Annotated in this window: 27 protein-coding genes; 5 read left to right on the top strand and 22 right to left on the bottom strand. The window is 38.0% G+C overall.

From position 1 onward, the window contains the following. Positions 1-8: 8 nt before the first annotated feature. The 7 genes from L659_RS0101470 to L659_RS0101435 all read right to left on the bottom strand — a co-directional run bounded on the left by L659_RS0101470 (position 9) and on the right by L659_RS0101435 (position 5,949). A protein-coding gene (locus L659_RS0101470) for an IS3 family transposase (RefSeq protein ID WP_155945821.1) occupies positions 9-1,189 on the bottom strand; the annotation gives its coding sequence in 2 pieces (ribosomal slippage) (positions 9-931 and positions 931-1,189; 1,182 coding nt in all). A 158-nt stretch (positions 1,190-1,347) separates the two neighbouring features. Further along, on the bottom strand, positions 1,348-1,668 hold the full coding sequence (locus L659_RS0101460; protein WP_024589356.1) for a hypothetical protein: 321 nt from the start codon (positions 1,666-1,668) through the stop codon (positions 1,348-1,350). A 40-nt stretch (positions 1,669-1,708) separates the two neighbouring features. Continuing rightward, complete coding sequence (locus L659_RS0101455) at positions 1,709-1,978, bottom strand: helix-turn-helix domain-containing protein (protein ID WP_024589355.1); 270 nt, start codon at positions 1,976-1,978, stop codon at positions 1,709-1,711. A gap of 260 nt (positions 1,979-2,238) precedes the next feature. Continuing rightward, a complete protein-coding gene (locus tag L659_RS0101450) occupies positions 2,239-3,399 on the bottom strand; it encodes an IS30 family transposase (RefSeq protein WP_024589354.1) in 1,161 nt (386 codons plus the stop codon). 148 nt (positions 3,400-3,547) lie between these two features. After that, a complete protein-coding gene (locus L659_RS0101445; RefSeq protein ID WP_024589353.1) occupies positions 3,548-4,063 on the bottom strand; it encodes a hypothetical protein in 516 nt (171 codons plus the stop codon). A 326-nt stretch (positions 4,064-4,389) separates the two neighbouring features. After that, on the bottom strand, positions 4,390-5,046 hold the full coding sequence (locus tag L659_RS0101440; protein ID WP_139016120.1) for a hypothetical protein: 657 nt from the start codon (positions 5,044-5,046) through the stop codon (positions 4,390-4,392). A gap of 324 nt (positions 5,047-5,370) precedes the next feature. Beyond that, positions 5,371-5,949 carry a hypothetical protein gene (locus tag L659_RS0101435; RefSeq protein WP_196812458.1) on the bottom strand — a complete coding sequence of 193 codons (579 nt, stop codon included), beginning with the start codon at positions 5,947-5,949 and terminating at the stop codon, positions 5,371-5,373. A gap of 819 nt (positions 5,950-6,768) precedes the next feature. Here L659_RS0101435 and L659_RS0101430 point away from each other — a divergent pair. Next, entirely contained in the window at positions 6,769-10,815 is a 4,047-nt protein-coding gene (locus tag L659_RS0101430; protein ID WP_024589350.1) for a hypothetical protein, read from the top strand. Positions 10,816-11,443: 628 nt separating this feature from the next. On the opposite strand, the gene L659_RS1000000123670 is transcribed toward L659_RS0101430, so the two are convergent. From L659_RS1000000123670 to L659_RS0101370, 11 genes are all read right to left on the bottom strand, one after another. After that, positions 11,444-11,608 (bottom strand): hypothetical protein, encoded by a 165-nt coding sequence (locus tag L659_RS1000000123670; RefSeq protein WP_155945832.1) that lies wholly within the window; start codon positions 11,606-11,608, stop codon positions 11,444-11,446. 107 nt (positions 11,609-11,715) lie between these two features. Beyond that, positions 11,716-11,988, bottom strand: a complete 273-nt coding sequence (locus L659_RS0101420) for a hypothetical protein (RefSeq protein ID WP_024589348.1) — start codon at positions 11,986-11,988, stop codon at positions 11,716-11,718. A 203-nt stretch (positions 11,989-12,191) separates the two neighbouring features. Next, entirely contained in the window at positions 12,192-12,464 is a 273-nt protein-coding gene (locus L659_RS0101415) for a hypothetical protein (protein ID WP_024589347.1), read from the bottom strand. 20 nt (positions 12,465-12,484) lie between these two features. Next, positions 12,485-12,727, bottom strand: a complete 243-nt coding sequence (locus tag L659_RS0101410; protein ID WP_024589346.1) for a hypothetical protein — start codon at positions 12,725-12,727, stop codon at positions 12,485-12,487. Between the two features lie 133 nt (positions 12,728-12,860). Further along, on the bottom strand, positions 12,861-13,922 hold the full coding sequence (locus L659_RS0101405) for an SAVED domain-containing protein (RefSeq protein ID WP_024608796.1): 1,062 nt from the start codon (positions 13,920-13,922) through the stop codon (positions 12,861-12,863). Beyond that, positions 13,915-14,409, bottom strand: a complete 495-nt coding sequence (locus L659_RS0101395) for a Mov34/MPN/PAD-1 family protein (RefSeq protein ID WP_024589343.1) — start codon at positions 14,407-14,409, stop codon at positions 13,915-13,917. The genes L659_RS0101405 and L659_RS0101395 overlap by 8 nt, the downstream gene beginning before the upstream one ends. Further along, complete coding sequence (locus L659_RS0101390) at positions 14,402-16,105, bottom strand: ThiF family adenylyltransferase (protein ID WP_024589342.1); 1,704 nt, start codon at positions 16,103-16,105, stop codon at positions 14,402-14,404. The genes L659_RS0101395 and L659_RS0101390 overlap by 8 nt, the downstream gene beginning before the upstream one ends. Next, complete coding sequence (locus L659_RS0101385; RefSeq protein WP_024589341.1) at positions 16,102-17,106, bottom strand: nucleotidyltransferase domain-containing protein; 1,005 nt, start codon at positions 17,104-17,106, stop codon at positions 16,102-16,104. The genes L659_RS0101390 and L659_RS0101385 overlap by 4 nt, the downstream gene beginning before the upstream one ends. A 441-nt stretch (positions 17,107-17,547) precedes the next feature. After that, positions 17,548-17,859, bottom strand: a complete 312-nt coding sequence (locus L659_RS0101380; RefSeq protein ID WP_024589340.1) for a helix-turn-helix domain-containing protein — start codon at positions 17,857-17,859, stop codon at positions 17,548-17,550. Between the two features lie 72 nt (positions 17,860-17,931). After that, positions 17,932-18,267, bottom strand: coding sequence for a type II toxin-antitoxin system RelE/ParE family toxin (locus L659_RS0101375; RefSeq protein WP_024589339.1), 336 nt, complete (start codon positions 18,265-18,267; stop codon positions 17,932-17,934). A gap of 25 nt (positions 18,268-18,292) precedes the next feature. Next, a complete protein-coding gene (locus L659_RS0101370; protein WP_024589338.1) occupies positions 18,293-19,072 on the bottom strand; it encodes a tyrosine-type recombinase/integrase in 780 nt (259 codons plus the stop codon). A gap of 204 nt (positions 19,073-19,276) precedes the next feature. On the opposite strand from L659_RS0101370, the gene L659_RS0101365 reads away from it, so the two are divergent. Together L659_RS0101365 and L659_RS0101360 are read left to right on the top strand one after the other, a co-directional pair. After that, the gene (locus L659_RS0101365; RefSeq protein WP_024608798.1) at positions 19,277-19,720 is read left to right on the top strand and encodes an MbcA/ParS/Xre antitoxin family protein; all 444 of its coding nucleotides are present in this window, start codon (positions 19,277-19,279) and stop codon (positions 19,718-19,720) included. Continuing rightward, positions 19,720-20,193: an RES family NAD+ phosphorylase gene (locus tag L659_RS0101360; protein ID WP_024589336.1), complete on the top strand. Its 474-nt coding sequence runs from the start codon at positions 19,720-19,722 to the stop codon at positions 20,191-20,193. Before L659_RS0101365 ends, L659_RS0101360 begins: the two co-directional genes overlap by 1 nt. A 397-nt stretch (positions 20,194-20,590) precedes the next feature. Here L659_RS0101360 and L659_RS0101355 read toward each other — a convergent pair whose 3' ends face one another. Continuing rightward, complete coding sequence (locus L659_RS0101355; protein ID WP_024589335.1) at positions 20,591-21,145, bottom strand: hypothetical protein; 555 nt, start codon at positions 21,143-21,145, stop codon at positions 20,591-20,593. Between the two features lie 31 nt (positions 21,146-21,176). Next, positions 21,177-22,490 carry a Y-family DNA polymerase gene (locus tag L659_RS0101350; protein ID WP_080671248.1) on the bottom strand — a complete coding sequence of 438 codons (1,314 nt, stop codon included), beginning with the start codon at positions 22,488-22,490 and terminating at the stop codon, positions 21,177-21,179. 142 nt (positions 22,491-22,632) lie between these two features. Here L659_RS0101350 and L659_RS0101335 point away from each other — a divergent pair. Further along, positions 22,633-23,813, top strand: a protein-coding gene (locus tag L659_RS0101335; RefSeq protein WP_155945833.1) for an IS3 family transposase whose coding sequence is annotated in 2 segments (ribosomal slippage) — positions 22,633-22,891 and positions 22,891-23,813 — 1,182 coding nt in all. Because the reading frame shifts where the segments join, the coding sequence is not laid out codon by codon here. Here the strand turns inward: L659_RS0101335 and L659_RS1000000123325 are convergent. Continuing rightward, positions 23,807-24,154 carry a LexA family protein gene (locus tag L659_RS1000000123325; protein ID WP_080671214.1) on the bottom strand — a complete coding sequence of 116 codons (348 nt, stop codon included), beginning with the start codon at positions 24,152-24,154 and terminating at the stop codon, positions 23,807-23,809. The genes L659_RS0101335 and L659_RS1000000123325 overlap by 7 nt on opposite strands. A gap of 244 nt (positions 24,155-24,398) precedes the next feature. On the opposite strand from L659_RS1000000123325, the gene L659_RS0101325 reads away from it, so the two are divergent. After that, a complete protein-coding gene (locus tag L659_RS0101325; RefSeq protein ID WP_024589330.1) occupies positions 24,399-24,752 on the top strand; it encodes a hypothetical protein in 354 nt (117 codons plus the stop codon). 32 nt (positions 24,753-24,784) lie between these two features. On the opposite strand, the gene L659_RS0101320 is transcribed toward L659_RS0101325, so the two are convergent. Further along, on the bottom strand, positions 24,785-25,400 hold a 616-nt coding region (locus L659_RS0101320), incomplete at its 5' end, for an IS30 family transposase (RefSeq protein ID WP_024589329.1).

The following is a 25,400-nucleotide window of genomic DNA, read 5'->3' as shown; positions in this document are numbered from 1 at the left end:
TGTAGTGGTCAACTAATTTTGGCCACAGTTTTAGAATCTTGGCATCTAACCTCAGATTCATTTGGGGCTAAACCGGCATTATAATGATGTGGCCTAACGTTGTTGTAATATCCGTTGATATAATCACTAACGCTATATTTAGCATCTATAAAATTTCCATATCCAACCTTTGGCATCCATTCCGTTTTAAAGCTTCTAAAAAATCGCTCCATTGGTGCATTATCCCAACAGTTTCCACGCCTACTCATACTTTGTTTGATTTTATAGCGCCATAAACGTTGACGATATTTTAAACTGGTATAGTGACTACCCTGGTCTGAATGAAACATCAGTCCTGTCGGTTTTCCTCTGCTTTCATACGCGAGTTCAAGCGCTTTTAGCGTTAAATTAGTATCTGGCGACAACGACATGGCCCAGCCAACTACTTTACGTGCAAATAAATCAATAATAACGGCTAAATAAGCCCAGCGATTACCTACCCAAATATACGTCACATCACCGCACCACACGGTATCTGGCTCAACAACATCAAATTGTCTATCAAGCAGATTTGGAATTTCAAGGTGCTCATTACCGCCGCGTTTATATGAATGTTGAGGTACTTGGCAGCTTTCAAGCTTTAATTTAACCATTAGCTTAGCAGCACGATAACGACTCAATTCAAAATCATTGTTCGTTGCTATTGCCGCGATTGTCCGCGCCCCAGCTGAGCCGCCGCTCATTGCATGTATTGCTCTAACTTCAGCCTCTAGCCTTATTTGTTCTAGTGTCGGCGTTGTATCCCTTATAGCCCAATATTTATAGCTGCTACGATGCACATTGAATACGTTACACAGCACGCTAATTGGGTAACGCTCTCGTTGATTTAGTTTCTCAATTAACGAGAATTGTTCAGGGAGTCGGACATCAAGAGAGCGGTAGCCTTTTTTAATATATCCTTTTCTAATTCAATGCGTTGGATTTGCTTTTTAAGTTCGCGGATTTCAATTTGTTCGGGCGTCATTGGTGAAGCAGATGGTGTCTGGCCACTCCGCTCTTGCTTTAATTGAGTAACCCACTTACTGACGGTTGATTTACCCACCCCCATCGCTTTGGCTGCTTCTTCTTGAGTATAACTTTGGTCAACTACAAGCTGAGCTGTTTCTAATTTGATTGCCGCAGAATACGTTGCGCGTTTTAATTTCGTCATTTTTTCACCCAAATTTGTATGCTTATTAGCATAACATTTCTTTCTTAATGGGTGGCCAAATTAACTATGCCACTACACACTTACATTGTCTGCCATTTCTTTAATCGCTTTCAATTGTGCAGGGGTAACATCAAGTTTCATTTGATTCAATCCAACATTTAAAAAATAGGTTTTGACTCTTGGTCTTCCCAAGAACAATCAGGGTTTTTGCATTTAACTCTAGTGATTCTTGTATCTGCTGCTTCAAACGGCATTCCATATTCTTTGTCGTGCTTTCCCAAAGCGCACTTTAATGGCTGTATCGAATCATTTAATTTATTGAGATATTTCATTAATAAATAGAGAATAGGTTTTAATAAGAACTTCCATACCAAAGCACAGAGAACAAGAAAGGCTAATGCCTGTAACAATTCGTTGTTGATTGTATTTTCCATAATTTCATTAAGCCATTCACTTTTAACTATTAAACCCTTAGCCATGCTGACACTCCAATTTTCGTCATACTCATATTTCTTGATCTTAGGGATATAGTAGCACGTCCTTAACGTGCTGTAAGTTGTTTTTCAACCAAGCTTTATTCAACATCCCCCAATCTACAACCGAGTACGAACCGCCTTTGTTTTCAAGCGCTATAGAGAGCTCAGGAATTGCTGCTAATGTGTCTTGAGCTGTTCGCCTCGGCATTCCAGTAGCTTCTATAATTGCTGGCACAGTGTTAACGCCAGTGCTAATCAGCCAAGTCACGTAAGCTCGCCTATATAAGCTAGTTTTTGTTTTGCTATGTGTCATTTAATAACTCTGTGAAAATATTTTTAAAGCTAATCATTTTGAGCTTCCGGTGGTAACAATATATCCTCAAATGTTTTTGTTGTTTGAAGCATAAGCTGGCATAATAACATACGTTTTTACTGGTCTACAGCGCCGTAAGTGAAGTATAACTTGGCATAATATTGAAGCTTATAATGGCATAAAGTTACCAAATATAAGCTCTATAAAGCCAATCTCATAAAAATACCGCCAAGTTTAGTTGACTGCTATGTGCTGTGAGTTCAACCACTCGATGCAACACACTGATTAAATCGCTCCGCAGGTGTTTCGTATTCCAGTGTTTTCCGCGGTCTCTCATTAAGTTGTCTGGCAACTTGGTTTAATCTTATCTGAGAATGCTCATTTAAGTTAGTTCCTTTTGGAAAGTATTGTCTTAATAGCCTATTTGTATTTTCATTGGAACCGCGCTGCCAAGGTGATTGTGGATCGCAGAAATATACTTGAATATCTGTAGCTAGAGTAAAGTCTTTATGATTAGTAAGCTCACATCCTCTGTCCCAAGTTAATGATTTATAAAGCTCTGCTGGCAACTTATTAGCTTGTTTAATCAACGCTTCGATTACTGGCTTTGTTTTATTACTAGGTACTTTCACTAACATTACATACCTAGAGTGTCGCTCAACTAGAGTCGCGATAAAACTGTTTCCTGAGCCTTGGATCAAGTCTCCCTCCCAGTGGCCTGGAACAGCTCTGTCTTCAATATTTGATGGCCTTTCACTAATTGGTACAGCGTCGACTATCCTTCCTAACCCTTTACCTTTAAGAGTGGCGTGTTTTGATTTCCTGACTACCCGCTGCGTCCTTAAGTGTTTTTGTAGCTCTTTTTTTAAGGCGCCGCGGGTTTGTATATATAGGGTTTTATATATTGTTTCGTGCGACACATTCAAATCCTCATTATTGGGATATCTCCGCCTAAGCCAACCAGAGATTTGCTGAGGTGACCATGCAGATTCCATCTTTTGAGCAATGATTAAACATAATTCTTTGTTGCCATACAGCTTACAAGGCTTAGGGCGTTTGGCATTTTCCCAGGCAACTTTGTCAGCTTTACTCGCTCGATATTTTTTAATCCCGCCGTGGCGGTTTACTTCACGGCAAATAGTGGAAGGAGAGCGATTAAGATATCTCGCTATTTCTCGAAGAGACTTACCTGCTGCTAACCCTCGTGAAATGTCTTCTCGCTCTGCAAGAGTTAGTGTTGTTGGTGAGCGTTTGGGCTCAAGCGGCCGAACACCACCTGTTTTATGGATAATACCTAATATAGATGAATGGTATCGATCAAATAATCTTGCTATATCATGCGCACTATCACCGCGCTGATATCGATCCCAAATTAACCTTCTTTGTTCTGCATTATAATAAATACGCTTTCTCTGTTTCATGTGAACGCTCCTTTAACTAATAATAAGGATAGCGTTGCATTCACCAGTTGAACTCACAGCCATAAGCGGACATTTAACGCCTTTGTAACTGGCCAAGTAACCAGTTGCCTAAAATTGTGTAGTGAAACCTAGCCAATTGTTACTTGCCCTAGTTAATTGACTCGTTAGGCATACTTTTCTCAATACTATCAAGCAAGGAAAGTATGTCTTCAACAAAGCACTCTAGAACCACATTTAATGTCCAAGATTTTTTATATTCAACGCCTTTAAATTGAACCGCAATCTTATACTCAGGATCAATAAGTCCGCTAGGTGGAACTGTTTTGGAAAAAGAATCTGCATGAATAATTTTATCGCAGACCTGCTTAAGAGTTGCAGGTTTCTCTATTAACTTATCATCGAAATATAACCATGATGAATTTGGTAATTCCAAATTCGGTTGATTGATTGCATTTTGATAGAGATTTACTCTAATTGCTATTACTAGACTAAGAAGATTGCTAGACACTAAATTATGTAAAGTATCTTCAACATTTTTAGACATGACTAATCTAGAATTTTCTGATGAAAGACTACTTGTTGTTAAATCTAATCCATGACAGATTAAACACAAGCGCCTAATTTCATTGAAGTCTTGCTTGTGCTGACCAAAGATATCGCGCATTTACTTTCCTGTAAGCCTAGTGAGCTGATCGCGCATATGTCTGCTCGTGTCACGCTACTTTTCTACTTGAGATAGTTTTAACAAATTACCTAACATATTGCTATCAAATAGTTTCCTATTCTCTTTGAACAAAGCTAAATAGAACAACGTGCGCGCTGCTCATTTCCGTGAATGTATGAGCATACAAAAATTCGACCACTGAACTAGTTATTATACTTAGTCAATATTAATGTCCCTTAATCGCTCTCAGCCGAACTTCGTAAAAGTGCCAATTGCGGACATTAGTAACTCTGCACTCTGCCGCTCGTCGGCAGCAGCTTGTTAGGCTATTTTTTTCGATAATTCACCTGATTAAACAGGTTTTCCGTCGTACCAATTTCAAGCATCGCTTTTACCAAAGACTTCAACAGCACATCTGATGCTTCGTACAAACCAGTCAAAGCTATGGAAAAATCCATGATTTTCAGCTCTGAGATAATTTCGTACTGATGTAGAGCGTCGGCCTCTCTATGGGCAATAGTGTTGTGCCTTGCCTCAGAAATTTCATTTTCAATTGCTTTTCTTGCTTTCTTTAATTTTTTTAGGGCATCAACAACCATACTCCTTGAAGAATCAGACAATCCTGTCGATTCGTATATAAACTGCATTCGCCGTCCAGTAACTTTTCCCATATCCCACTCATAAATGGTTAAAAGCAGTGCACGTAACGCAATATTCCTTTTTGTCTCATTAGGATGAGCGAAAGCATCAGCTTTTAAAGCTTGGATATCTCTCTCAGCAAGCAAGAAATACAGGCCAATATTTAGAAACTGCTTTGTCGCAGGAAACAGCTCCTCATTGACCTTCTTGCATTCTTTCACTGTGATTTCTATAGCTCCGTTTATAACTTTATCTTTTGCTTTAAATTCTTTTTCCAATTTACGGTAAAGTCGCCACAAGAAAACAGCTTTTATCTGCCGCCCAAAATTTCTGTGGAATTTCATTCGAAACCACCGCTCTTGAACACTTCTATCTTTATCGAAAAACCTACTATTGAGCATCAAACTTCCATTGGTTTATTGCCTAACTAGACTGTAGAATAACTCCAACAGTCAAATTCAATTAAAAAATAGCTCCTACAATTCACTCTAAGCCTTTTTAGAGCATTAGGTAATGCATTTGGAACACATAAAACAGGCTGTTTTCCTTAAAAAAGTAATTCTGCAGCTTCAACTCCACGTTAAAGTGTGACAACCGTGTGCCATATTGTGAGCGCAGCGAAACTAGCACACGTTTGGAGTTACTCTTGAACGTTTTTTTCGTTACATTTATATTTCGAAGGTAAACATTGACTTAAAGCCACAATCAACGCGATGTTGAATGATTTTATGAACTGAATCATGTAACTCGTCAAACCTTTGCTTCTCTCGAATCACTCCATCCATATTTTGTCTACTGCTTACAAAATGGAATAATTGATTGTTCAAAACTGAAGATATCACACTAATATTGTCCAGTGACTTATTCAAATAGTTGTAGTCTTCTACAGCCTCTTTAGCTAGACAAACATTCCAGAATGATAGCTCTCTATTAGATTTATAAAGGTTTCGCCGTGCTTGATATAGGTTGCCCCAAACAATATTAAGATGCTCAATACGTTTGATTGATACATCTTTATCCTCAACCATCAATCCTGGTGTAGGACATATATGATCATAATGAAATCGCAACTCATGTAAGTTTTCTTCTATTTCATCTATAGCAGCGATGTATCTTTTGGCGACTAAATATGAATCCTCCTTTCGCTTGTTATTTAACCATTGAAAGTAGGTATAGAAACCAAAAATAAAACCAAGAGATGTAACAACTAAAGTACCAACATCAGTCCATTTGACCCCGTCAAACATAGCCGCTCTATCTGTAACACCAATGAAAAAGCCACAAGCCACAAGCTACCAGAAATAATCCAACAACCATAAATATAAGTATATTTTTCAACTAGTTGACACCTTTAATTCTGAATAACTCAAATATAAAACTAACATTTTATAGTCCGCTTATCGCGCATATTTCTGCCGACTTAACGCTCATTTTTCTGCTTTATATAGTTTTAACAAATAACCTAAGGTATTACTATCACTAAGTTTTCTAAAATTTTTGAGTAAAGTTAAATAGATCAATATGCGCGAGCAGCTCATTTTCATGAATATATGAGTAAAGAGCAGTTTGACCAATCAATTAACTATTATATTTAGCTAATCTCAATGACCGGTTATCGCTCAAGTAAGACCCTGAAAAGTAGCTCATATAGCTATCTAGGTTAACAACGCTATCAAAAAACAGAAGTATATTTCCGATAACTACTTTGAAGCCCTAGAAACGGAAGTTTACTTCCGAAATATGGCAATATAGGCTAAAAATCGGAAGTAAACTTCCGTTTTGTACTTTAAGATTATAAGCCGGTGTCTAGTGAAAGCTGGGAAATCCAAACTCGTTTCTGCCCCAAATAGAGTTAGCTCAGCAGTCTAAATGCCTCCATCAGATAATTTTTTCCATAATTTATTTAATGTTTACTTCATAGCTGAACATTAGGAATTTCACAGACTTTATTCAAATATTCTGTTAGTGTCTTATATATTCTCATAAATGCGGCAACCGCCTAAAATAACATTAATTTCATTAAGAAAATGCCGTAAAGAAAAATATATACCAAGGTCATATTTATTATGTCTCCGACTTTTTATCTTAATCGAACACTATTTAGTGACAACCAACGATTCACCGAATCAGAATTACTCAATGCCTCAAATTACATTGTAATTTTGGCTGAGCCAGGTGCTGGAAAAACTGAGCTTATGAAAAGCTTAGCTAATCAGTTAGGGACTAAGGAGGTTACGGCAAGTATATTTAGCTATATGGGAGCTAATAGCGAATATTCTCCTCTTGTCATTGATGCTTTTGATGAATTGGCTAAAGTTGATACTACAGGTATTCATAAGCTACTTTCTAATGTATCAAATGCAAGACCTACACATGTCATTATTTCAAGCCGTTCGAGTGAATGGGATAGTTCTGCCACGAACACTTTTGAACAATTTATCGGTCATGCGCCAACTGTTGCTCGGCTATATGAGTTTGATGAGTCTGAGCAACGAGAAATTTATACTCACCATACAAAAAAAGATAATTTTATAGAATTTCAAGCTGAGGTTACTAGGTTTTCGTTGGAACCTCTCCTCCCAAACCCACAATTTCTTAAATTATTTGCAGATGCTTATATTGAGAGTGAAGGACACTTTACTGACAAACGTTCAATCTTTACTCAAGCCATAACCAGCTTAGCAAGAGAAGTAAATGCTAACACTAAACCGACCCCTTCGCTTTCTAGTGATCAAAAGATTAACTTGTCTTCAGAAATTTTTGCAAAGCTACTACTCTCTGGTGCTGAGGGGATAGGAATAAGTGAAGCACACGAAAACAGGATGTATCCTCTGGCTGGTTCGCTGTTGAGTTCTAGTAGTGTGAATCTTAGTGGTATCCTAGCTACTCGCCTTTTTAAGCCTGGAGATAATGCAGATCAGCATCGACCTGTACATAAGATAGTTGCTGAATATTGTGCAGCAGATTATCTCACTAAGCGTATCGCTAACCCATCAGATCCTTTGACTATTGCACAGTGTTTGCCAATCATTGCTCCAAACTCTACTGTCCGAGATGAGTTAAGGGGATTAATAGGCTGGATGGCCGCACTGGGTAGCAAATCAATTGAAGAAGCTGCAATTGAACTTGATCCATATGCGGTACTCGCGAATGGCGACCCTTCTCAATTAGCTACATCGTCAAAGGCCATGCTTTTGTCACGTTTGAAGGAAGTAGAAGCTGTTGACCCTTACTTTAGGCGAAGTGACTCTTGGCGTAGGTTTAGTGTTGCAGGCTTATTTACACAAGATGTAATGGAAGAGGTTAAGCCAATTATCTCTGATGGAGGTGATGGCGATTTGCGAGACTTACTGCTTGAGCTTTTGGTGGGAACCCAAGCTGCAAGGTGGCTAGATATAGAGTTACGTCAGCTTTTATTATCGTCTACTGAAAGTAAACAAACACGTATGCTAGCTTACAAGTGCCTAATAGGGTTGGAATCTTACGATCCTCACTTAGACCTACGTGATTTAATTGCTGAAGCTAGCAGCTCCTCTTTAAATATCGCAGCAACTGTAATTGAATCAACTGATATTGACACCTTTAAACCGAATGAACTTGAAGTGTTCTTTCGGAATTGCGCTAACTTGTACCCTAGCCATAAACAAGACCTTGACGGTGCGCTAGGAGACCGTTACTTTGTTAAGCGTTTTATTTCCCATTTGAACGTACTACAGCTTGAAGGTTTGTTAGATTTATTAAGCAAAGGTTTGGCCTGCAATTGTGGAAAAAAAGCGTATGAATGCGAATGTAGAACAAGGTTAAGTAAAATAATTGGTTCACTTTTAGACTGCTACTTTGAGTTAGCTAAACCTCCGTTTGAACCATTGCGTATTTGGCAGTGGGTAGAGCACCTAAATTTTCCTAGGCAAATGAATACTCAAGATATTAAGTCGGTACAGGCTCTGCGGGCAGATGATCCATTACGGCAAGGAATTATTTCTCATGTTTTCGGAAAATTAACGGAACGAGAGGCGATATTTCAAGCTAGGATACACAAGTTTGGAGGTCATTATTCTCATGCGGGACTTTGTTTAAGCCTTGCTGACCATAGGTTTATAATTGATTTAGCATTTGAAAATAATAACACTCAGTTGTGGGCGAGTTTTTTAGCTCAGCATCAATTCAATCGCTTTTCCAATAAAAAGGAGCTTGATAGTTTACGCAGCCATATGCGTAAGCAAGCATCTCAAAAACCAGAGTTTATGAAAAGGTGGGCTCTGATGAATAGACAAGAGTCGATTCAGGCTAAAGAAGAAGATCAAAAGTGGAATGCTAAACATCGCCGGTTAATGAGGCGTCGTAAAAATAAAAAGAAACAAGTTCATGTGGAAAATATTCAGTATGTTCAAGCAGAACGTGAGTTAGTCGAGGGCGGTCAACATTGGGGATGCTTAGTTCGTTTTTCTCAGCTCATACTGAATAAACCCGAAAATATTGAATTAGAATTTGGTGATGAAGTACTTGTTCGAAATGCGATTAAGAATTGCTTGGGCTTTATAGCTTCTATAATACCTGTTCTGCAAAAGCTTGCTGATTTGCAGTGTGAATCTAAGGGGCTAGTAGTTGAGACTATTTTATATGCGGCTTGCATTGAAATCATGCGAGAAAGTGGGAGTTTAGAAGGGGTCGAGCGCCCACTTCTCCTTGCCCTCAGAACAAATTTAAATGTAGGGTACAATGCTGTCAGTCAAGATGAAGCTATTGCTCTTAAATCTGAAGTCGATCGCTTGCTTTTTCCTGATGTTGAATCTGCTGAGAAATTTCTTCTTGAATACGTTGAGCCTCAATTAGCACAAAATAAATGTGCTCACCCTGAAGTTGACTTATTAAAATACGATGAAGTATTCAGCCCTTTACAAGCTAAGCTCTCAATTGAATGGCTTGAAGGTTACGATCAACTTGAGTCATCTGCTCTTAATACGCTTTTTGAAATTGCAGCACAGTATGGGGACCGAGAAAGCTTGAAAAGTATTATTGAGTTGCGCTGCGGTCAGTTTTTGTTTGGCCAATCAGAATCTAACGATGATGAACAATTAGAACAAAGGCGAAAATTTTGGTTTGTTAGAGCTTTTTACTTTTTAAGTATAGAGCAAGCAGAGCCATACTGGAATTGGCTTACTGGTGATAAAAATTCAATATTATTACTTAACGAACGCTCAAGCCGAATGAACCGAAGTGATCACTCATATTGGCCAGCACTAACATCTTATAAGGTGTGTGCTATTTTAGAAGCATTTTTTGAACAATGGCCAAAGGTTAAACTACCAAGTAATTGGGGGACTGGAAGCCCTGATGGAGAGACTGCATATCGTTTCTTAACAGATATTATTTGGTCTATCGGAAATGGTAGCCCAGATGAGGCGATCCCTGTTCTTCATCAATTATTAGCTGAACCTCATTTTTCTGATATTCATATACCGCTGAAAAGTATACAAGCAGAGCAGTTAAGGAAGAAAGCACTAAGAGACTTTGAGCCACCGACTTCAACGAAAATCGTTGATTTATTAGATAACAATGCTGTTGTTAGTGTTGAAGGATTACGGCAACTTATTCTTTTAGAGTTAATTAGTTATCAAAAGGATATTGATGGTGGAGAATTTAATACAGCAAATCGTTTTTATACAAAAAATACAAATGGGGATGATATACGACTGGGTGAAGTTGAGTCAGTTGAAATTATTGCCGAACGTCTCAATTTACTTCTTAGCACTCAAAGTATTGTAATCACTTCTGAACATCAGACCAAAAATCAAAATAGGATTGATATCACTGCTGCTAAAACAATAGACGGCATAAGGCGACTTCTAGTTATTGAAGCGAAGGGGCAATGGCATCAAGATCTTTATTCTGCTGCCACAACCCAACTTTATGAGCGCTATTCAGTTCATCCCGATGCCGAACAACAAGGTATTTACCTTGTAATTTGGTTTGGTGCTAATGAAAAAGTTGCAAATAGAATTAAGCATAATGTAACAAGCGCACTAGAACTAAGGGAATCTATTGAGGATACATTACCGCCAGAACTAAAAGGATTTATTGATGTTTTTGTTTTGGATGTATCGCGCCATTAATTATTTTTAGTGAAATATGATGCTAGCGCATTAGTTTATAGCTGGCAGGAATATTTGGCATAGAAAAACTTATCCCAAACTCTAAGGTTTAACAAACCCCGAAACTTATATTTGTCCAAAAACGAGTTTATCTGACTGTCTGCTTCTCGCTCAAATAAGACCCCGAAAAGTGGCTCATATAGCTATCAAGGTTAACGCTTTCAAAAAACAGAGCATATTTCCGATAACTACCTTTGAAGCCCTAGAAACGGAAGTTTACTTCCGAAATATGGCAATATAGGCTTAAAATCGGAAGTATTCTTCCGTTTTGTACTTTAAGATTATAAGCCGGTGTCTAGTGAAAGCTGGGAAATCCAAACTCGTTTCTGCACCAAAACGAGTTACTAAAAACTCATATTGCATTTTGGTAGACTGAATATTCAAACAAGTCCTAAAGCAAAGTTCGGATTACACAATAGAATACGTTGGATTATTGCCGACTTTCCAAGAAATCACGTTTTTTCTCAGACTCAATATACTTTAATTTATACTCTATACGTTTTTCGATATTTGAACGATGTTCTAATAAATCAACAGAATTTAACAAAGGTAATAGCGTGATAAGATAATTCTTTTCTTATTCCAATGGTTAAAGTTCGTTGTTAATAAGGAATGATTCAACCCAATTGACTGCGGCCACTCGCAATTCTTCGATTGATTTTGTAGGCACTAACTTTTCATCTTCCCAATTACCACTATCTATAAAAATGTGACCGCTACCATCGGGCTCAATATGAATAGTTGTATAAAGCATTCCTACGATCCAGTCCTCTTCTGGACAACTGCATTCATCACTCTGTCTTGACTCAATGAACTCATAGCAATGACTCATTTGTGCAAACGAACCATCCATATAAACCCTTAATCCAATTTCACTAACTTGTATTCAGTTTTACCTGCTCTGATAGTGCATTCGTCCTCACTACCTTGTAATTCCAGATCGAAATTGATTGGATAAATGGCTGCTACAATATAGTGCTCGCCGACAACAAACTTATCATCGTTTATGCAGCTACCTTCTTTGCGACCAAGCCACTCGACCTTATCACCAATAGCAACCTTGCCATGTAGAGCTATGACATTGCCGTTAATACCACAGACTACTGAACCATATTTTCGGCTTTCTACCACCATTACGCTCTCCTTATTCCAACCGTTATTTATAGTGAATAGCTAGCTGAATTTAATAATTGTAAAAATATATTCCAAGGCCACAGAGCCCCCACAATATAGCAATCATTAGGTGAGTATTTCTAATAAAGAAATTGTCATTTTCAGAATTTGATTTGATATTATTTTCTTCGTTTGCCATAACTTACTCCCGTATTCCAATTAAACTATTCCACAAAACTTAAAGTGTAGCGGTCTGTTATCTCAGTAATTCCACCACACACAGCTACAAATGCTAAATCACTAGCAATAAGCCAGTGCTTTGCCAGTTCATCGCTCATACACTCTTCTTCAATAAATAACTTGTCTTCACAGCTATTGAGTGCTTCTGAGGCAATCACATTCTGATTTTCGAAGTAACAATGCATAATAGAGTTTGCTAGTTTCGATTGCTCCAACAATGGTTTGTTTTCGTAATTGATTATGATTTTTAAATCCATAAGGCCGTATTCCAATTAAGCTATTTCTTCTTTTTATTCCATACGTTCAGAGCGTTTTTAAGGTACTGAATTGGCTCAGGCATAGGATGTGTCTTCCCTGGCTTAGTTTTGCGTTCATGTTTCGCATGTTCACGCTCAATCTTGCTCCAATCCTTCGGGTAAAGCTCTTGAAACTTATTAATGAAGTCATCGAATGAATATCCTTCGTTTAACTCACCAACCACATTTTCGATTTTTTCATCTTTCTTCGTTATTACAGCCATTATTTTTCCCTTAAAGCCAGTTGAACATTTTACTTTTGTGAGTAGCGCTTAATTAAACGCCACTGGCAAAAGCTTGAATTGCAACCCTATACACCATGCCTTAAATTAATGAACTCTAAAACACTTTAAGCAATTAATAAGCTTTATGTTCATGAAAAATAACTCCATCAGAGCTCAGCTCTAATGACCAAGCATATTTCCCAGTTTTACCATCAAAATTATGAATAACCCAAGGCTTATGAGTTCCTTCTTGATATCTCCGGCCCAATTCGATAGCGAGAGTTGATTGCACCGATAAGAAAAAGTGGATTTTCTTTACATTATGCTTAGCTGAAAGGAAATCTATCGATTTGAGTAAGGAGCCAGATATTCTTTTGAGATTTTCTTGGTTTAAAATTAAATTGCGTACTAATTTTATTTCTGTCGATATAAAATTAGTACTGTTTTGTAGCGAAATAGGTAGTTGAGCTTTATGGATCTCCGTAGATAACCCTAATGCAATTCCTATATCACCAGTCTCGTTTGGCTCAGCTAATAGCTTGGTATCACAAAGTTTTATATCCAAGTCTTCATCGTTCAATAGTCTCCAAGAGTCTGTGCTATGAATTTTGTCAAAATAAAATATGTTGCTAGCATTTCTCAACAAAGCTCCATAAGCAACTAAAAATGGGATACGAGCTAAGCCACCGATGTAGAGTTTTTCACATTTATCGTGAAGTACAAACCTCTTGAATAAATCCACACAAACTTCAGCGTTATAACGTTCAACTTGTTTTTCAGTATCATTGTTTACACTCAGAACTACTACTTCCCTCGCTTTGCGATGCTCTGACTTACTTAAAATATTCTCGGGAAAATCTATACTTACCCCTGGGAGGCCTGAAATTAAAACCCTAGCAGTATTTCGAGCAAAAGCTTTTAATTCCCAAAAAATCATATAACTACCTATTAACATAGGAGCAAATGATAGAATGAAAGTCATCCATGTCATCTCATTTCTTGTCCACTCAGCCCCTAAAAAAGCAACTTCAGGAGGAAGTATTATTCTTACACAGAATGTTGAGAGTGGACTGATGAAAATAGAAGCCCCAACTAACTTTGCACCAGTTGCTGATAAAGGGTATGACTTACGTTTGAAATCCAATAGTCTTTCAAAAAACCACTTTATACGGCTAAATATATGACGTTCACCCAACTTGGTACTCTCCAATTAACAATATTTGTGGTTTGGAACTTGAATTTTCGCCCATCCAAATTCTAATATGAGTTTGACCTAGAATAACAAAAAACAAACGATTCCCTTCAAATTTTGAGTACCTTAACGCGCTTTCCCAATCATATTTATCGACGCATGAATAGTCTGGTATTGGTTCAGGATGGGTATGCCAAAGACCAACATAAGTAGAGTGCTTGTTACTTTCTAGCCATATCTTATTTACGATAGAGTTATGTCCCTCAGAGCGATAAAACTGACAACGTCCTTGTCTATCTGATTCTTGAGGCTCAGTCAGATCGTCTATCAATAAAGCTCCTTCCGAATTTAGATGCTTACCAATTAAAACGCCTCCTGATTCAGGACTTGTACTCTCTAATTGCTTGAATTTGTATATACGTTTTAGCAAATTGGTAGATATACGAACTAATCCATATCCTTTAACATCGATTTGCCATTCTTTACACATTACAAACCCTACATTCGCTATTTCTTGTTAGAGATATACGTTCTTTTAAAGGCATCTTTTTATATTTATCCGTAACAGTTAAATCGGCTGAATTGTCACCTTTCCAACTTTCTGCAATGCTAGCCCTATTATTTTTCAAAATATATAAAGCTAGTGTAGCAGCCAATTCTGCGGTTCTATTTGAGTCTATAAATGAGAATGGAGTAAAAACTCCCGCACAACCAGTCAGGTTTTTCGATATAGGCTGACCAACTTTTAGAAGCGATAAATCACTTTGAGCATTTAGCTGCTTATCCTTTGTATATAAACATTCATAACAACTACAATGAAGATCGACTGCAATAGCATGTCCACCAATACCTGCGGCTTCACTCCAGCAAAAGACAGCATATTTATAGTTATGGCGTTTCAATAAATTATTTAGTTCCAAATTTACTGATGGAGAGCCCACAGCAACAATAACTACATCACAATTCTTTACATTATTAAAACTTACTACCTCATTGAATTTTTTAGGTATTGAATTCACTTTGATATAAGGCAAAGACTGTTCAATACGAAGTTTTAGTGCAGAAACCTTACTAAAACTACTAACGATACCTGACTTTTCATCTGGTTTATAGTTAAGCTCTCCACCACCTAAATGATGTCTATAAATGTTATCGGGGCTTAAACTATCGAAGTCAATTAACGTTAATTCACCTACACCAGCTTTTCCTAACATATTGGATATTTGGCTCCCAACAGAACCACAACCAATAATTGCCACTTTCTTTTCGCTAAAGGATTGATCTCCACCACCTCGTTCTATTAGATACTCTTTTGAATTTCTTAATATCGAGTATAGCTCTAGTTCCCAATCTATTGATGTACTTAGCAGCGGATGTTCACAGTGATGACTGGAAGTAAACTTCAGTAAAAACTGAGTTCTTTCACCACTTGTTCTGGGCATAGTTAAAAAGATATAAAAAGTATTATATGGGCGGTATTTCTTTGCTAACCTGAGCGCTCTTTGCCAATTTTTTTTACTTACCAATTCGAGAAGAGAAATAAAATACTTAACATTAAAATCTTTCCCTGAAGCGGGTGGGAGCTTTGCACCATCCAATGGCAGATGCATTATTTTTTCTCTACGGCACTTATCTAATGATTCTATATTACTAAATCGAAGAGGTAATGATTCATTTTTATGTGAAATCATAATAGGGCTAGAATACTTTCGGCCTTTTATTTTTTCAGGTTGACTCACCCTCATATATAAAGTTTCTGTGGATTTACTTGGATGATAAAAACTATATACTTTTTTTACTGGAGCAAAATAACCTTCCAGCTCATCTAACAATTCATCTTGATATATTTTTAAGCTGATACGATCTAGAAGCTTTACAATATCTTCAATATAAAGAGCTAGCACTTCATTTGGTCTAGAGTAGTCTGTAAATAAGCTGTCACTTTCTTCTAAGCAAATAACACCGGATTGGTTAACATGTGGTAGCACCCCAATCAAATCAGTGTTACGTAATACCGCTTTAGGTAAACTGTATGGAAATCGATCTGGAAAATATATAGAAATATCCCATAATAATTTCTTACCAATTAAGTGAAAATTAAACTTCCTTTCTTCTTCTTCGCGAGACAGCTTAATACATGGCAACTGAAGTACTGAAATCAGGCCCTGTAACTCAGAGTGAGTCATGCATTATTTCCAGTTGTTACATAGGGTGGCGTATTAGACTGTTTGCTATCTTCTACTAAAGGAAAATCAGTACTAAAAACTTTTCTAAGAATTTTACTACTTTCAACTTCAGACTCTTCATCTTTAGCTGCTTCCAAGGCTTCAAGTAAATTCACAACTTTTGTATAAAATGCGTCTTGCTGGCCTAATGTCATTTTGTAATAGACATTTTTGTATGGCTCTACTGGCAGGCTTATATCAATACACCATTTCAAAGTGCCACTTTCTTGATCCCAGGCTTGGTTAAAGCTACCTTTAATGTCTTTAACTACAATAATAAGAGCATCTAGATCACTATCTGTTTGGTATCTAAAAGCTTTTCGGGCCTGAATGGTCAAACCAATGGAAGGTGGTGCATTATTACCGTTGTCACTAAAAGCCTTGGCTTTCCATTTTTTCAAGAAACGTGCAATCCTGCGAAACTGTTTTTTATGCTCAGCTTCGGTAGCAATATCACTAATCCATTGTTTTAATCCTTTGGGATCTGCAATCCACCATTTTCGGTTTTCTACTGAGTACTCTTTCCCCCATGCAATATGATAATTTTCGTTGTTTTTAGAGTAGATGGCCAAATCAACATGGTAACCACTAGCATAATTAACTGTAATACATGGTTTGTTGAACTCAACGGTTCGATTATGGTGTTTATTAAGCTTATCAAACACCAATTTCTTGAGTTTGTTTGAATCATACTCACCGTTTGTTATGTCAAAAATAATCCCAACGTCTATGTCGTAGTGACCACTGATAGGCTTAACACCTGTGTTCATTGCATATGAGCCAAGGTCAATTTTGCTAAAAGTCAATGCCTTATCTGTATTAGGAATTTTCTCGTCTTTTAGTGAATTTCTGAGCTCACTTATCAGAAGGTCCCGCTTCTCTCTGAGAGTTGAATTTTCATCATACGTTCCCATCTTTATTGTCTCATTGAACTTCTCAAATTGTGTTTGTAGTATTGCCATGAGTACTCCCTTACTGGTTTAATTGCATTAACAAATCTATTGATGAATTTTTTAATTATGCTGACTTATTTTGAGGGAGTTGTCGATAGTAATTTTACTTAGCTGTTTAAAGTCTTTATTTATACGATTACCGCTATCTCATTCGCATCGCTAGAGTTAGTTATTGCGAAGTAACCTCTTAATAATTTCTGTTTTCACTTTTAGCTAGGCTTATGGATTACTTAAAACTATAATATTCAGTCATTGTTTCTGGAAGTTTATGCTGATAACGAAGGAGCCAACCGTAGCCCCCAAATTTTTATCTAGTTGTAAACGCGAAATAGGATCATTCAAGCAATTCATGATAATTCGAACTTCCTTTACCAAAACTCGCTCTCTTTTCTCCCAATCCACTTTTGGTTTTGGCTTAAACTTACAAGCTTTAGGTCAAGTACATTCCAACTAATGTGTTTTAACGGCTTCAACAGCCATTGTTAACTGGTCACCTGAAAAGGACGGTTTAAAACGAAAACCTATGCGATACAAGCAAGTCATTAGCTTATCAATGCTGAACTTTTCAATTCTCCCATTAACTAAATCGCTCACGCGAGGTTGCGTTAGCCCTAATTGAGCAGCTGCATCGGCCTGTGACCAATTTTTAGCATTGATAATGTCACGAATAACAATCATCAGATCTGAGCGCGTCTGTAATTCAGAGGCTTCTGCTTTATCTTCGGTTATTGCATCAAAGATATTTGAGTATTCAAGATTCATCTTAACAACCTTATTGCTTAACTTATCATCACTATATATCAGCGTTGATATATATACAAGCACTGATATAATTTATTTGTTCAATTCTTTTTGCATGAGTTTGTAGCGCTTTTTCGCTGTGTCCATTGCCTGTTTGTCTACCCCGTTAGTGGTTTTGGTAAATGAGTGCAAAATAAAAACAGTGTCAGCAAACTTTGCAACGTAAATCGTTCGATATGCTGGTCTGCCGTTCTCTATCAGCTCAACCGCACCAATACCAACACTTTCCTTTAAGTGCTTAAACTTGCTAAATGGCTCTTTGTTTTGACAAATAGCGTTTAAATCATTTGCAAAGCGCTTTTGAATTTTATCGGGCAACGCTAGAAACTCTTTTTTTGATTGATTGTTTATAAACTTAAATTTTTTCAACTGGCTAATGTCCTTCTAAGATCATTTATTCTTTTATTCCTAGTGGCGGCACTGACTTATACAAGTTATTCAGTGCATCAGTTAATCGCTGTGGATCAGGGATGATGTATGTATCAGTCATATCATCACTAACATGGCCTATAGCCATTTGTATAACGTCATAATCGACACCAGCATCAGATAGTAGGCTGGCGGTACTTTTACGCCCTGAGTGGCTTGAGCCTTGTTTAAAGCCGCAACTCTTAAACAGGTTTCTAACGTAGTTCTCCATGCTTGAGCAAACTAGCGTTTCTTTTTGCCCGTCTTGAGTTTGATACTTTTTGACGTTAAACGACAACTTAACCCAGCGCTTACCGCTCTTAGCTAAAAATAGAGGGCTGTCACCATTTAACCCGCCATAACTACCGTCAAGGGACAGCATGCCTTTATCTTTAATGCGTCTGTCACGCCAAGCTAAAATGGCTTGCCTTTGTTGCTTTAAAACTAAAGCACAGTCACGGCTTTGATTGGTTTTGGTGTAATCAGCTCTCATTCTAAAAATAGATTTCAGCTCGCCTGATTTAGTAAAAACATCTTTAACTAGCAACTGGCAAGTTTCACCAATGCGCGTTAATGAGCCGAACAAGAACCAAATTAAAGCTACGTTTCTCTCTGCGGTTTCACCACGATTAGCATTAGCAAGTATGTGCTTTAGCTGCGCTTTGCTTTCTATTTTCCCTGCGCCTTTTCTGCTTGCTTCAAGCCGCTTTACCGCGTCAGAAACAGGCCGTCTACGCACAGGCTTATGACCTTTCTCAAATGGCATATAACACCTAGTTTACACCCAATTCCAACATAGTATATTAAATAAACACCAAAAACCACAGGCGTTGTGTTTGTTGGTGATATTGGAATAGTGGTTTAAAGTAATATTCTTATCTATCACCTAGGCATATATAAATTTTCACATTGCCAAAGCAGACACTTGTCACTACAATTAAAGACAAATGTCTTAAGTGGTAAATTTATAATGAGCGAACTACAACAAAAGAGCACACGGCCAGACTTTCTCAATGTCGTGACGCTTGGCAAATTAAATACGCACTCAAACCCAATGGCTGAAATAGCCACAGCACAAATCGGGATCACAACAGCCGGTTTACGTGCATTTTCTACGTTAATGCATTGGGAAATGGGTGTTATAGCCAAAGCATTGGGAACGACTGAACGCACTTTATTACGCAACAAAGAAAAACCCTTAAATAAACAGATCAGTGAGAATGCGCTTGAAGTCGCAAGGCTATCAAGCTTTGGTGCGGCATATTTCGGTAATATCGACAACTGGAATACGTGGCTAGACACGCCGAACGTCCAATTTGATAACCAACCACCGCGTTCAATGATGAACAGCATCCGTGGCCGCGAATTGATACGCAGAGTTATTAACGGGCTACAGTATGGATTCACTGCTTAATGATTGTGTACCGTATCGGCCCCAAACAATATAACAATGTCAGCAACTGCCTTTCTGGATTAGGCGGCATGGTCGCAGAAGGCCGGTGGCATTATGCAGGTGCCCCTATCGTTTATACCGCCTCAACGCGGTCGCTTGGTATGCTTGAACGCTTAGTTAATGATTCACAAGAAATACTAAAAGAAAACTTGAGTGTCGTTCTTATTCAAATACCAGATACGTTAAAGGTACTAAGGTTAGTGGAGGGTGAGCTTCCTACCGGTTGGAACGCGTACCCTTATGCTGCAGATACTCAGTCACTTGGAAGTGACTTTTTAATGAATGGAGACTCTGCAGTGCTTCAAGTACCATCAAGCCTATGCCCGCAAGAATATAATTTTATTATCAACCCGCAACATCCTGATGCACGTAAAATAAAATGCATTGATTGTTCTGACTTTGTTTATCCAAATAGACTAGCTAATAAGCTGTAGTAAAACTTATTATTTATAAGAAGCACTTATTTATGTACCCATTGAATTATTTGGTACTATTACATCCAAATTTATTAACAGAGTATTATTTATGGAAACCAGCGAAGAGAAGATTACATGCCCCGGCTGTCGAGAAGATTTTTTGCTAACAGAACATAATCCAAACGGTGTTGGTGGAGAGAGAGAACGCTACTCATGCCCCTATTCTGGTTGCAATTTTTCAGCTAAGCAATATACGCCTGGCAGTTTTTCCACTTCTATAGACACGGAAGGGACAAATTAAATGCGACCTAGATTAGTCCCTACTGATGGCATTGGATGGATTTTTAGAATTAGATAGAATGGTTCTGGCGCAGCCTGCGAAGACAAAATAAGCGCCAAAACCAAAAACGATATTTTAATCTTTTATGCATTGCTCCTCAATAAAGTCCAAATTATCTTCTACATTTATTACAAAATATTCATTTGTACGAGGCCTATAAAAACCATCAAAATCTATTTTCCCTGCATTATAGATTTGAACAATGTCTTTATGTAACTCTGAGTGAGACCATGTTCCACCATAAATTTCCATAAAGATGTCTACATGATTCCCCGGAAAACTTAATAGCTTTAAGGCTCTTCTTGGTTGAGTTTTAAAAACAATAGGCTCAAGGTTAGGTATATTGTTACACCCAAAGTTCGCGTATCTATTTGCCTCAGCGTGATTGTTACTAAGCCACAATGTACCCTTAACTGGCAATCCTGGTTTATGCGCTCCACCATGGTATAAGTTTGAAGCTTGTTGACCTTGGTACATTGAAAGCTTTGAAAAATGCTCATATAACTTTTCATTGATAGGTGTAGGTTCTGCCATAGATTGAGTTGCTTCTTGATAGTTAATTTTGTTTTCAACTTCTACAGCATTAGCTGCTGGTTTATTGAATAACTTACTAATGAAATTGAGTAGCATCGGTTTTCTCCTGTTAATTGGCCACGTACTATCACTTAGCAAGTGCAACCGGTAATTCTTTTAAGTTTGTTGTGTAGCTCTTTGGCGCTAAACCATCTTTTGGCTTCCACTCCTGCTTAAAGCCCTGCACGCCAAATCTGATAACATTGTTGCCAAATTTACTGTTTATTTCATCACTTACGGTAGTCTTTTTATTGACGTTTGAAATGCCTGAATCAACAAACAGATTGAGTTGCTGGTGGTCATTCTTTGACAATAACTGGTTGAAGATCACACCAACTTTTTTGAATAAATAACCTTCCTGATATATTTGACTTAAGCCAAACATTGCGTATTTGATCAACACATCACAGTCAGCACAATGGAACGGCAAGTTAACTTGCATGCTCTTACTCAGCTGTGGTTGAGAAGACCTATAAACATCCGTTGAAACAAATATTGTTATGCTGTTGGTGAATAATTCAAACCGTCTTAACTTCCCGGCTCCAGTTGAAACATGTGAAGAAAGTGCGCTTTTAAGCTCATTTAAATCAGAAACAAGCTTACCCATGCTTTTAGAAACACAAATACTATCGCGACCTTCGTTTAGGTCCTTAAGCTCCACTGCATTCACACCATTGAGTTCTTGTATAGTTCGAGATAAAACAACACCGAATTTTCGTTTTGCTTCTACTACATTAAAATTCTTTAATTCTAATCCCGACGTTATTCCCAGTGAAGAGAGCTTTTCGGCTGTTTTAGAACCTACCCCCCAAACATCTCTGGTCTTAACTCTTTGCAGTACCCAATCAACTTTAAGGGGTGTATCGAGCACAGCAACCCCATTTGTTTTAGCTTTCCATTCATTAAGTTTCGCAGCATGAGAAGCTAACTTGGCAAGTGTTTTCGTATGAGCGACACCGACACCAATGCCCAAGTTCTTAGCCAACGTATTTTTAATATGTAATGCGTATGATTTAGGGTTTGGAGCCATGGTTGAATCAATACGACCAAAGCTTTCATCAATTGAGTAGCGGTGGCAGTCAAACATTAGTTCTTCTAGTTCTGTATGAAACCGGTTGCTCATATCACCAAATAAAGTGAAATTACTGCCCCACACATGGCCATTACTGGTTTGAATTACTTCTTTTATTTTGAAGTGTGGCTCACCCATCTTTATGCCTAAAGCTTTCATCGGTTGATTTCGCGCTATGATATTGCCTTGATTTGAACTTAACACCCCAAGCGGAGTGGAATTAATGTCGTATTGAGGGTTAAATAACTGAATAAATGAAACGTATGCAGCGTTAATATCACAAAGGACCCACATCAGAAAATATTGATAGCGCTGGTTACAACGCCCCATATAACATTTTCATCCCAATTATTCTCATCATCAAATTCGACCACGATTGACTCGTACTCTTTGTTTGTAGTGGTAGAGTAATTTTGGTCACCCATTAAGAAAGAAATGTTATGCTATTTGCATACAAATTTGGGTGAAAAAAATGACAAAATTAAATCGTGCAACGTACTCCGCTTCAATCAAATTAGAAACGGCTCAACTTGTAGTTGACCAAGGTTATACACAAGAAGAAGCAGCCAAAGCGATGGGTGTTGGTAAATCAACCGTAAGTAAATGGGTTGCTCAATTAAAGCAAGAACGTAATGGCCAGTCACCATTGGCTTCACCAATGACACCCGAACAAATTGAAATCCGTGAACTTAAAAAGCAAATCCAACGCATTGAATTAGAAAAGGATATATTAAAAAAGGCTACCGCTCTCTTGATGTCCGACTCCCTGAACAATTCTCGTTAATTGAGAAATTAAATCAACGAGAGCGTTACCCTATTAGTGTGCTATGTAGTGTATTTAATGTGCATCGTAGCAGCTATAAATACTGGGCTATACGGGATACGACACCGACACCAGAGCAAGTAAGGTTAGAGGCTGAAGTTAAAGCCATACATACAATGAGTGGGGGCTCAGCAGGTGCGAGGACAATCGCGGCAATCGCAACGAATAACGATTTTGAATTAAGCCGTTATCGTGCTGCTAAGTTAATGATTAAATTAAAGCTAGAAAGCTGCCAAGTACCTCAACATTCATATAAACGCGGCGGTAATGAACACCTTGAAATCCCAAACCTGCTTGATAGGCAGTTCGATGTTGTTGAGCCAGATACCGTGTGGTGCGGTGATGTTACATATATTTGGACAGGCAATCGCTGGGCTTATTTAGCGGTCGTTATTGATTTATTTGCGCGTAAAGTTGTGGGTTGGGCAATGTCATTGTCGCCAGATTCTAACTTAACGCTAAAAGCGCTTGAGTTAGCTTACGAAAGCAGAGGCAGACCAAGTGGGTTGATGTTTCACTCAGACCAAGGAAGCCATTATACGAGCTTGAAGTACCGCCAACGTTTATGGCGCTATAAAATCACACAAAGCATGAGTCGACGCGGAAATTGTTGGGATAATGCGCCAATGGAGCGATTTTTTAGAAGCTTTAAAACAGAATGGATGCCAAAGGTTGGATATGGGAATTTTATAGACGCTAAATATAGTGTGAGTGATTATATCAACGGATATTACAACAATGTTAGACCGCATCATTATAATGCTGGTTTAGCGCCAAATGAATCTGAGATTAGATACAAAGACTCTAAAACTGTGGCCAAATTTTATTGACCACTACAGTTAGAGCTTAAAAATAGTGCCCTGCTGTTTTCAGGCTCTAACTTTAAACGCTTAACAACAAACTCGTTATCAAGTGTTGCAAGCACTATTCGACCGGTAGTGGCTTTTAAGGATTTATCAACGACAATAATTGCGCCGTCTTGAATGTCAGGGATCATGCTATCCCCAGCAACTTTGAATAAAAAAGAACTATTTGGCCGCGCCATGAGTAATGTATCCAAGCTAATTGGTTTGGATAAACAATCTTCTGCAGGATTTGGAAAGCCTGCTGCAGCTTTAAATTCGGAGAGGGAAAATAAGCTATTGGATTTCTTAATTGAAATTGGTTGCATACCGAGTACCACTGTTTGAATACACAGTTATTCTATGGCTCGAATGTATGAGAAGCAAGTTTTGGTACATTTATTTTGGTATCGAATATTTAGTGGAATGTGCCGCATCTAGTTTTAACAATTAATTCAATTTAGAGATTAATAACGAGTCAACTTATTCAGATCCATTATTTCAATATTCGTTTAGCCTATTTACGTTTATGAGTTATAGTTAATTTTACTGTAGTTACTTGGCATTTTAGATATGGATGATAAACAAGACTGGTTTGATGAATATAATGAGTTTGTAAAATCAGCGAAGGTAAAAGGTAAATGTTCCTTTTGTAGTACGGAGATGAAGCCTGTTGATGTGGTAGGTCTAATTTTTAATAGAGATATATGCGTGTGCGATAACAAGGAGTGTCGGGAATTTTTACAGGTATGTTTAAAGCCAGGTTGCGATAATTATGCAAAATCAGGAATTCTACCACGACCTTTATGTAAATGGTGTTTAGAAGAATCGGTAGCGCCAGTTGCAAAGACTATTCTCAAGGCTGTAGGTATGGCAAGCACGGCAGCGCTTACTTTGTACGTAAAAAATAAAATGTCAGATAAATAGTTACGCGGATTCAAATCTGAAGTGCATAACGTTTAGGCGGCTTTAGCCGCCAAGTGATCCTGCATCAATTTTGCAGGCGTTTCAAATCCAAGTGTCTTCCGCGGACGATTATTAAGTTGCTCAAGTACAGGTATTACTTGCGCTGGTGTAACCGCCGTAAAATCTGTGCTCTTCGGCCAATACTGGCGTAGTAATCCATTCGTGTTTTCATTCAATCCGCGCTCCCATGAGTGATAAGGGTGAGCAAAATAAACAGGAACACTTAAAGCCTCTGTGATTTGATCGTGATAAGCGAACTCTTTTCCATTGTCAGCCGTGATGCTATGAAGCGCTGACCTATATGGCCTTAATAGTTCTATCGTCGCCGCAGTGACGGCTTGTGCTGTTTTGCCTGCCACCTGAGTTGATACAGTGAATTGGGTGACCCGCTCTACAATGGTAACAAGGGCGCCTCGATGACCTTTACCTATGACGGTATCTATTTCCCAATCTCCGATACGACCTTTCTTATCAACTATTTGTGGACGTTCTTCAATGCTAACGCGATTTTTTATTTGCCCTCGGTTTGTTTTACCATGACTGCGCTTGTGATATTTCTTACCGTGTCGGCGCAGATGTAGGTATAACTCACCACCTGCTTTTTTATCT

Source organism: Pseudoalteromonas sp. S8-8 (genome assembly GCF_000497875.1).
Taxonomy (GTDB): Bacteria; Pseudomonadota; Gammaproteobacteria; order Enterobacterales; family Alteromonadaceae; genus Pseudoalteromonas; species Pseudoalteromonas arctica.
Note: the sequence above shows the minus strand (reverse complement) of the source record. Positions and strands in the feature narration are given on the sequence as shown.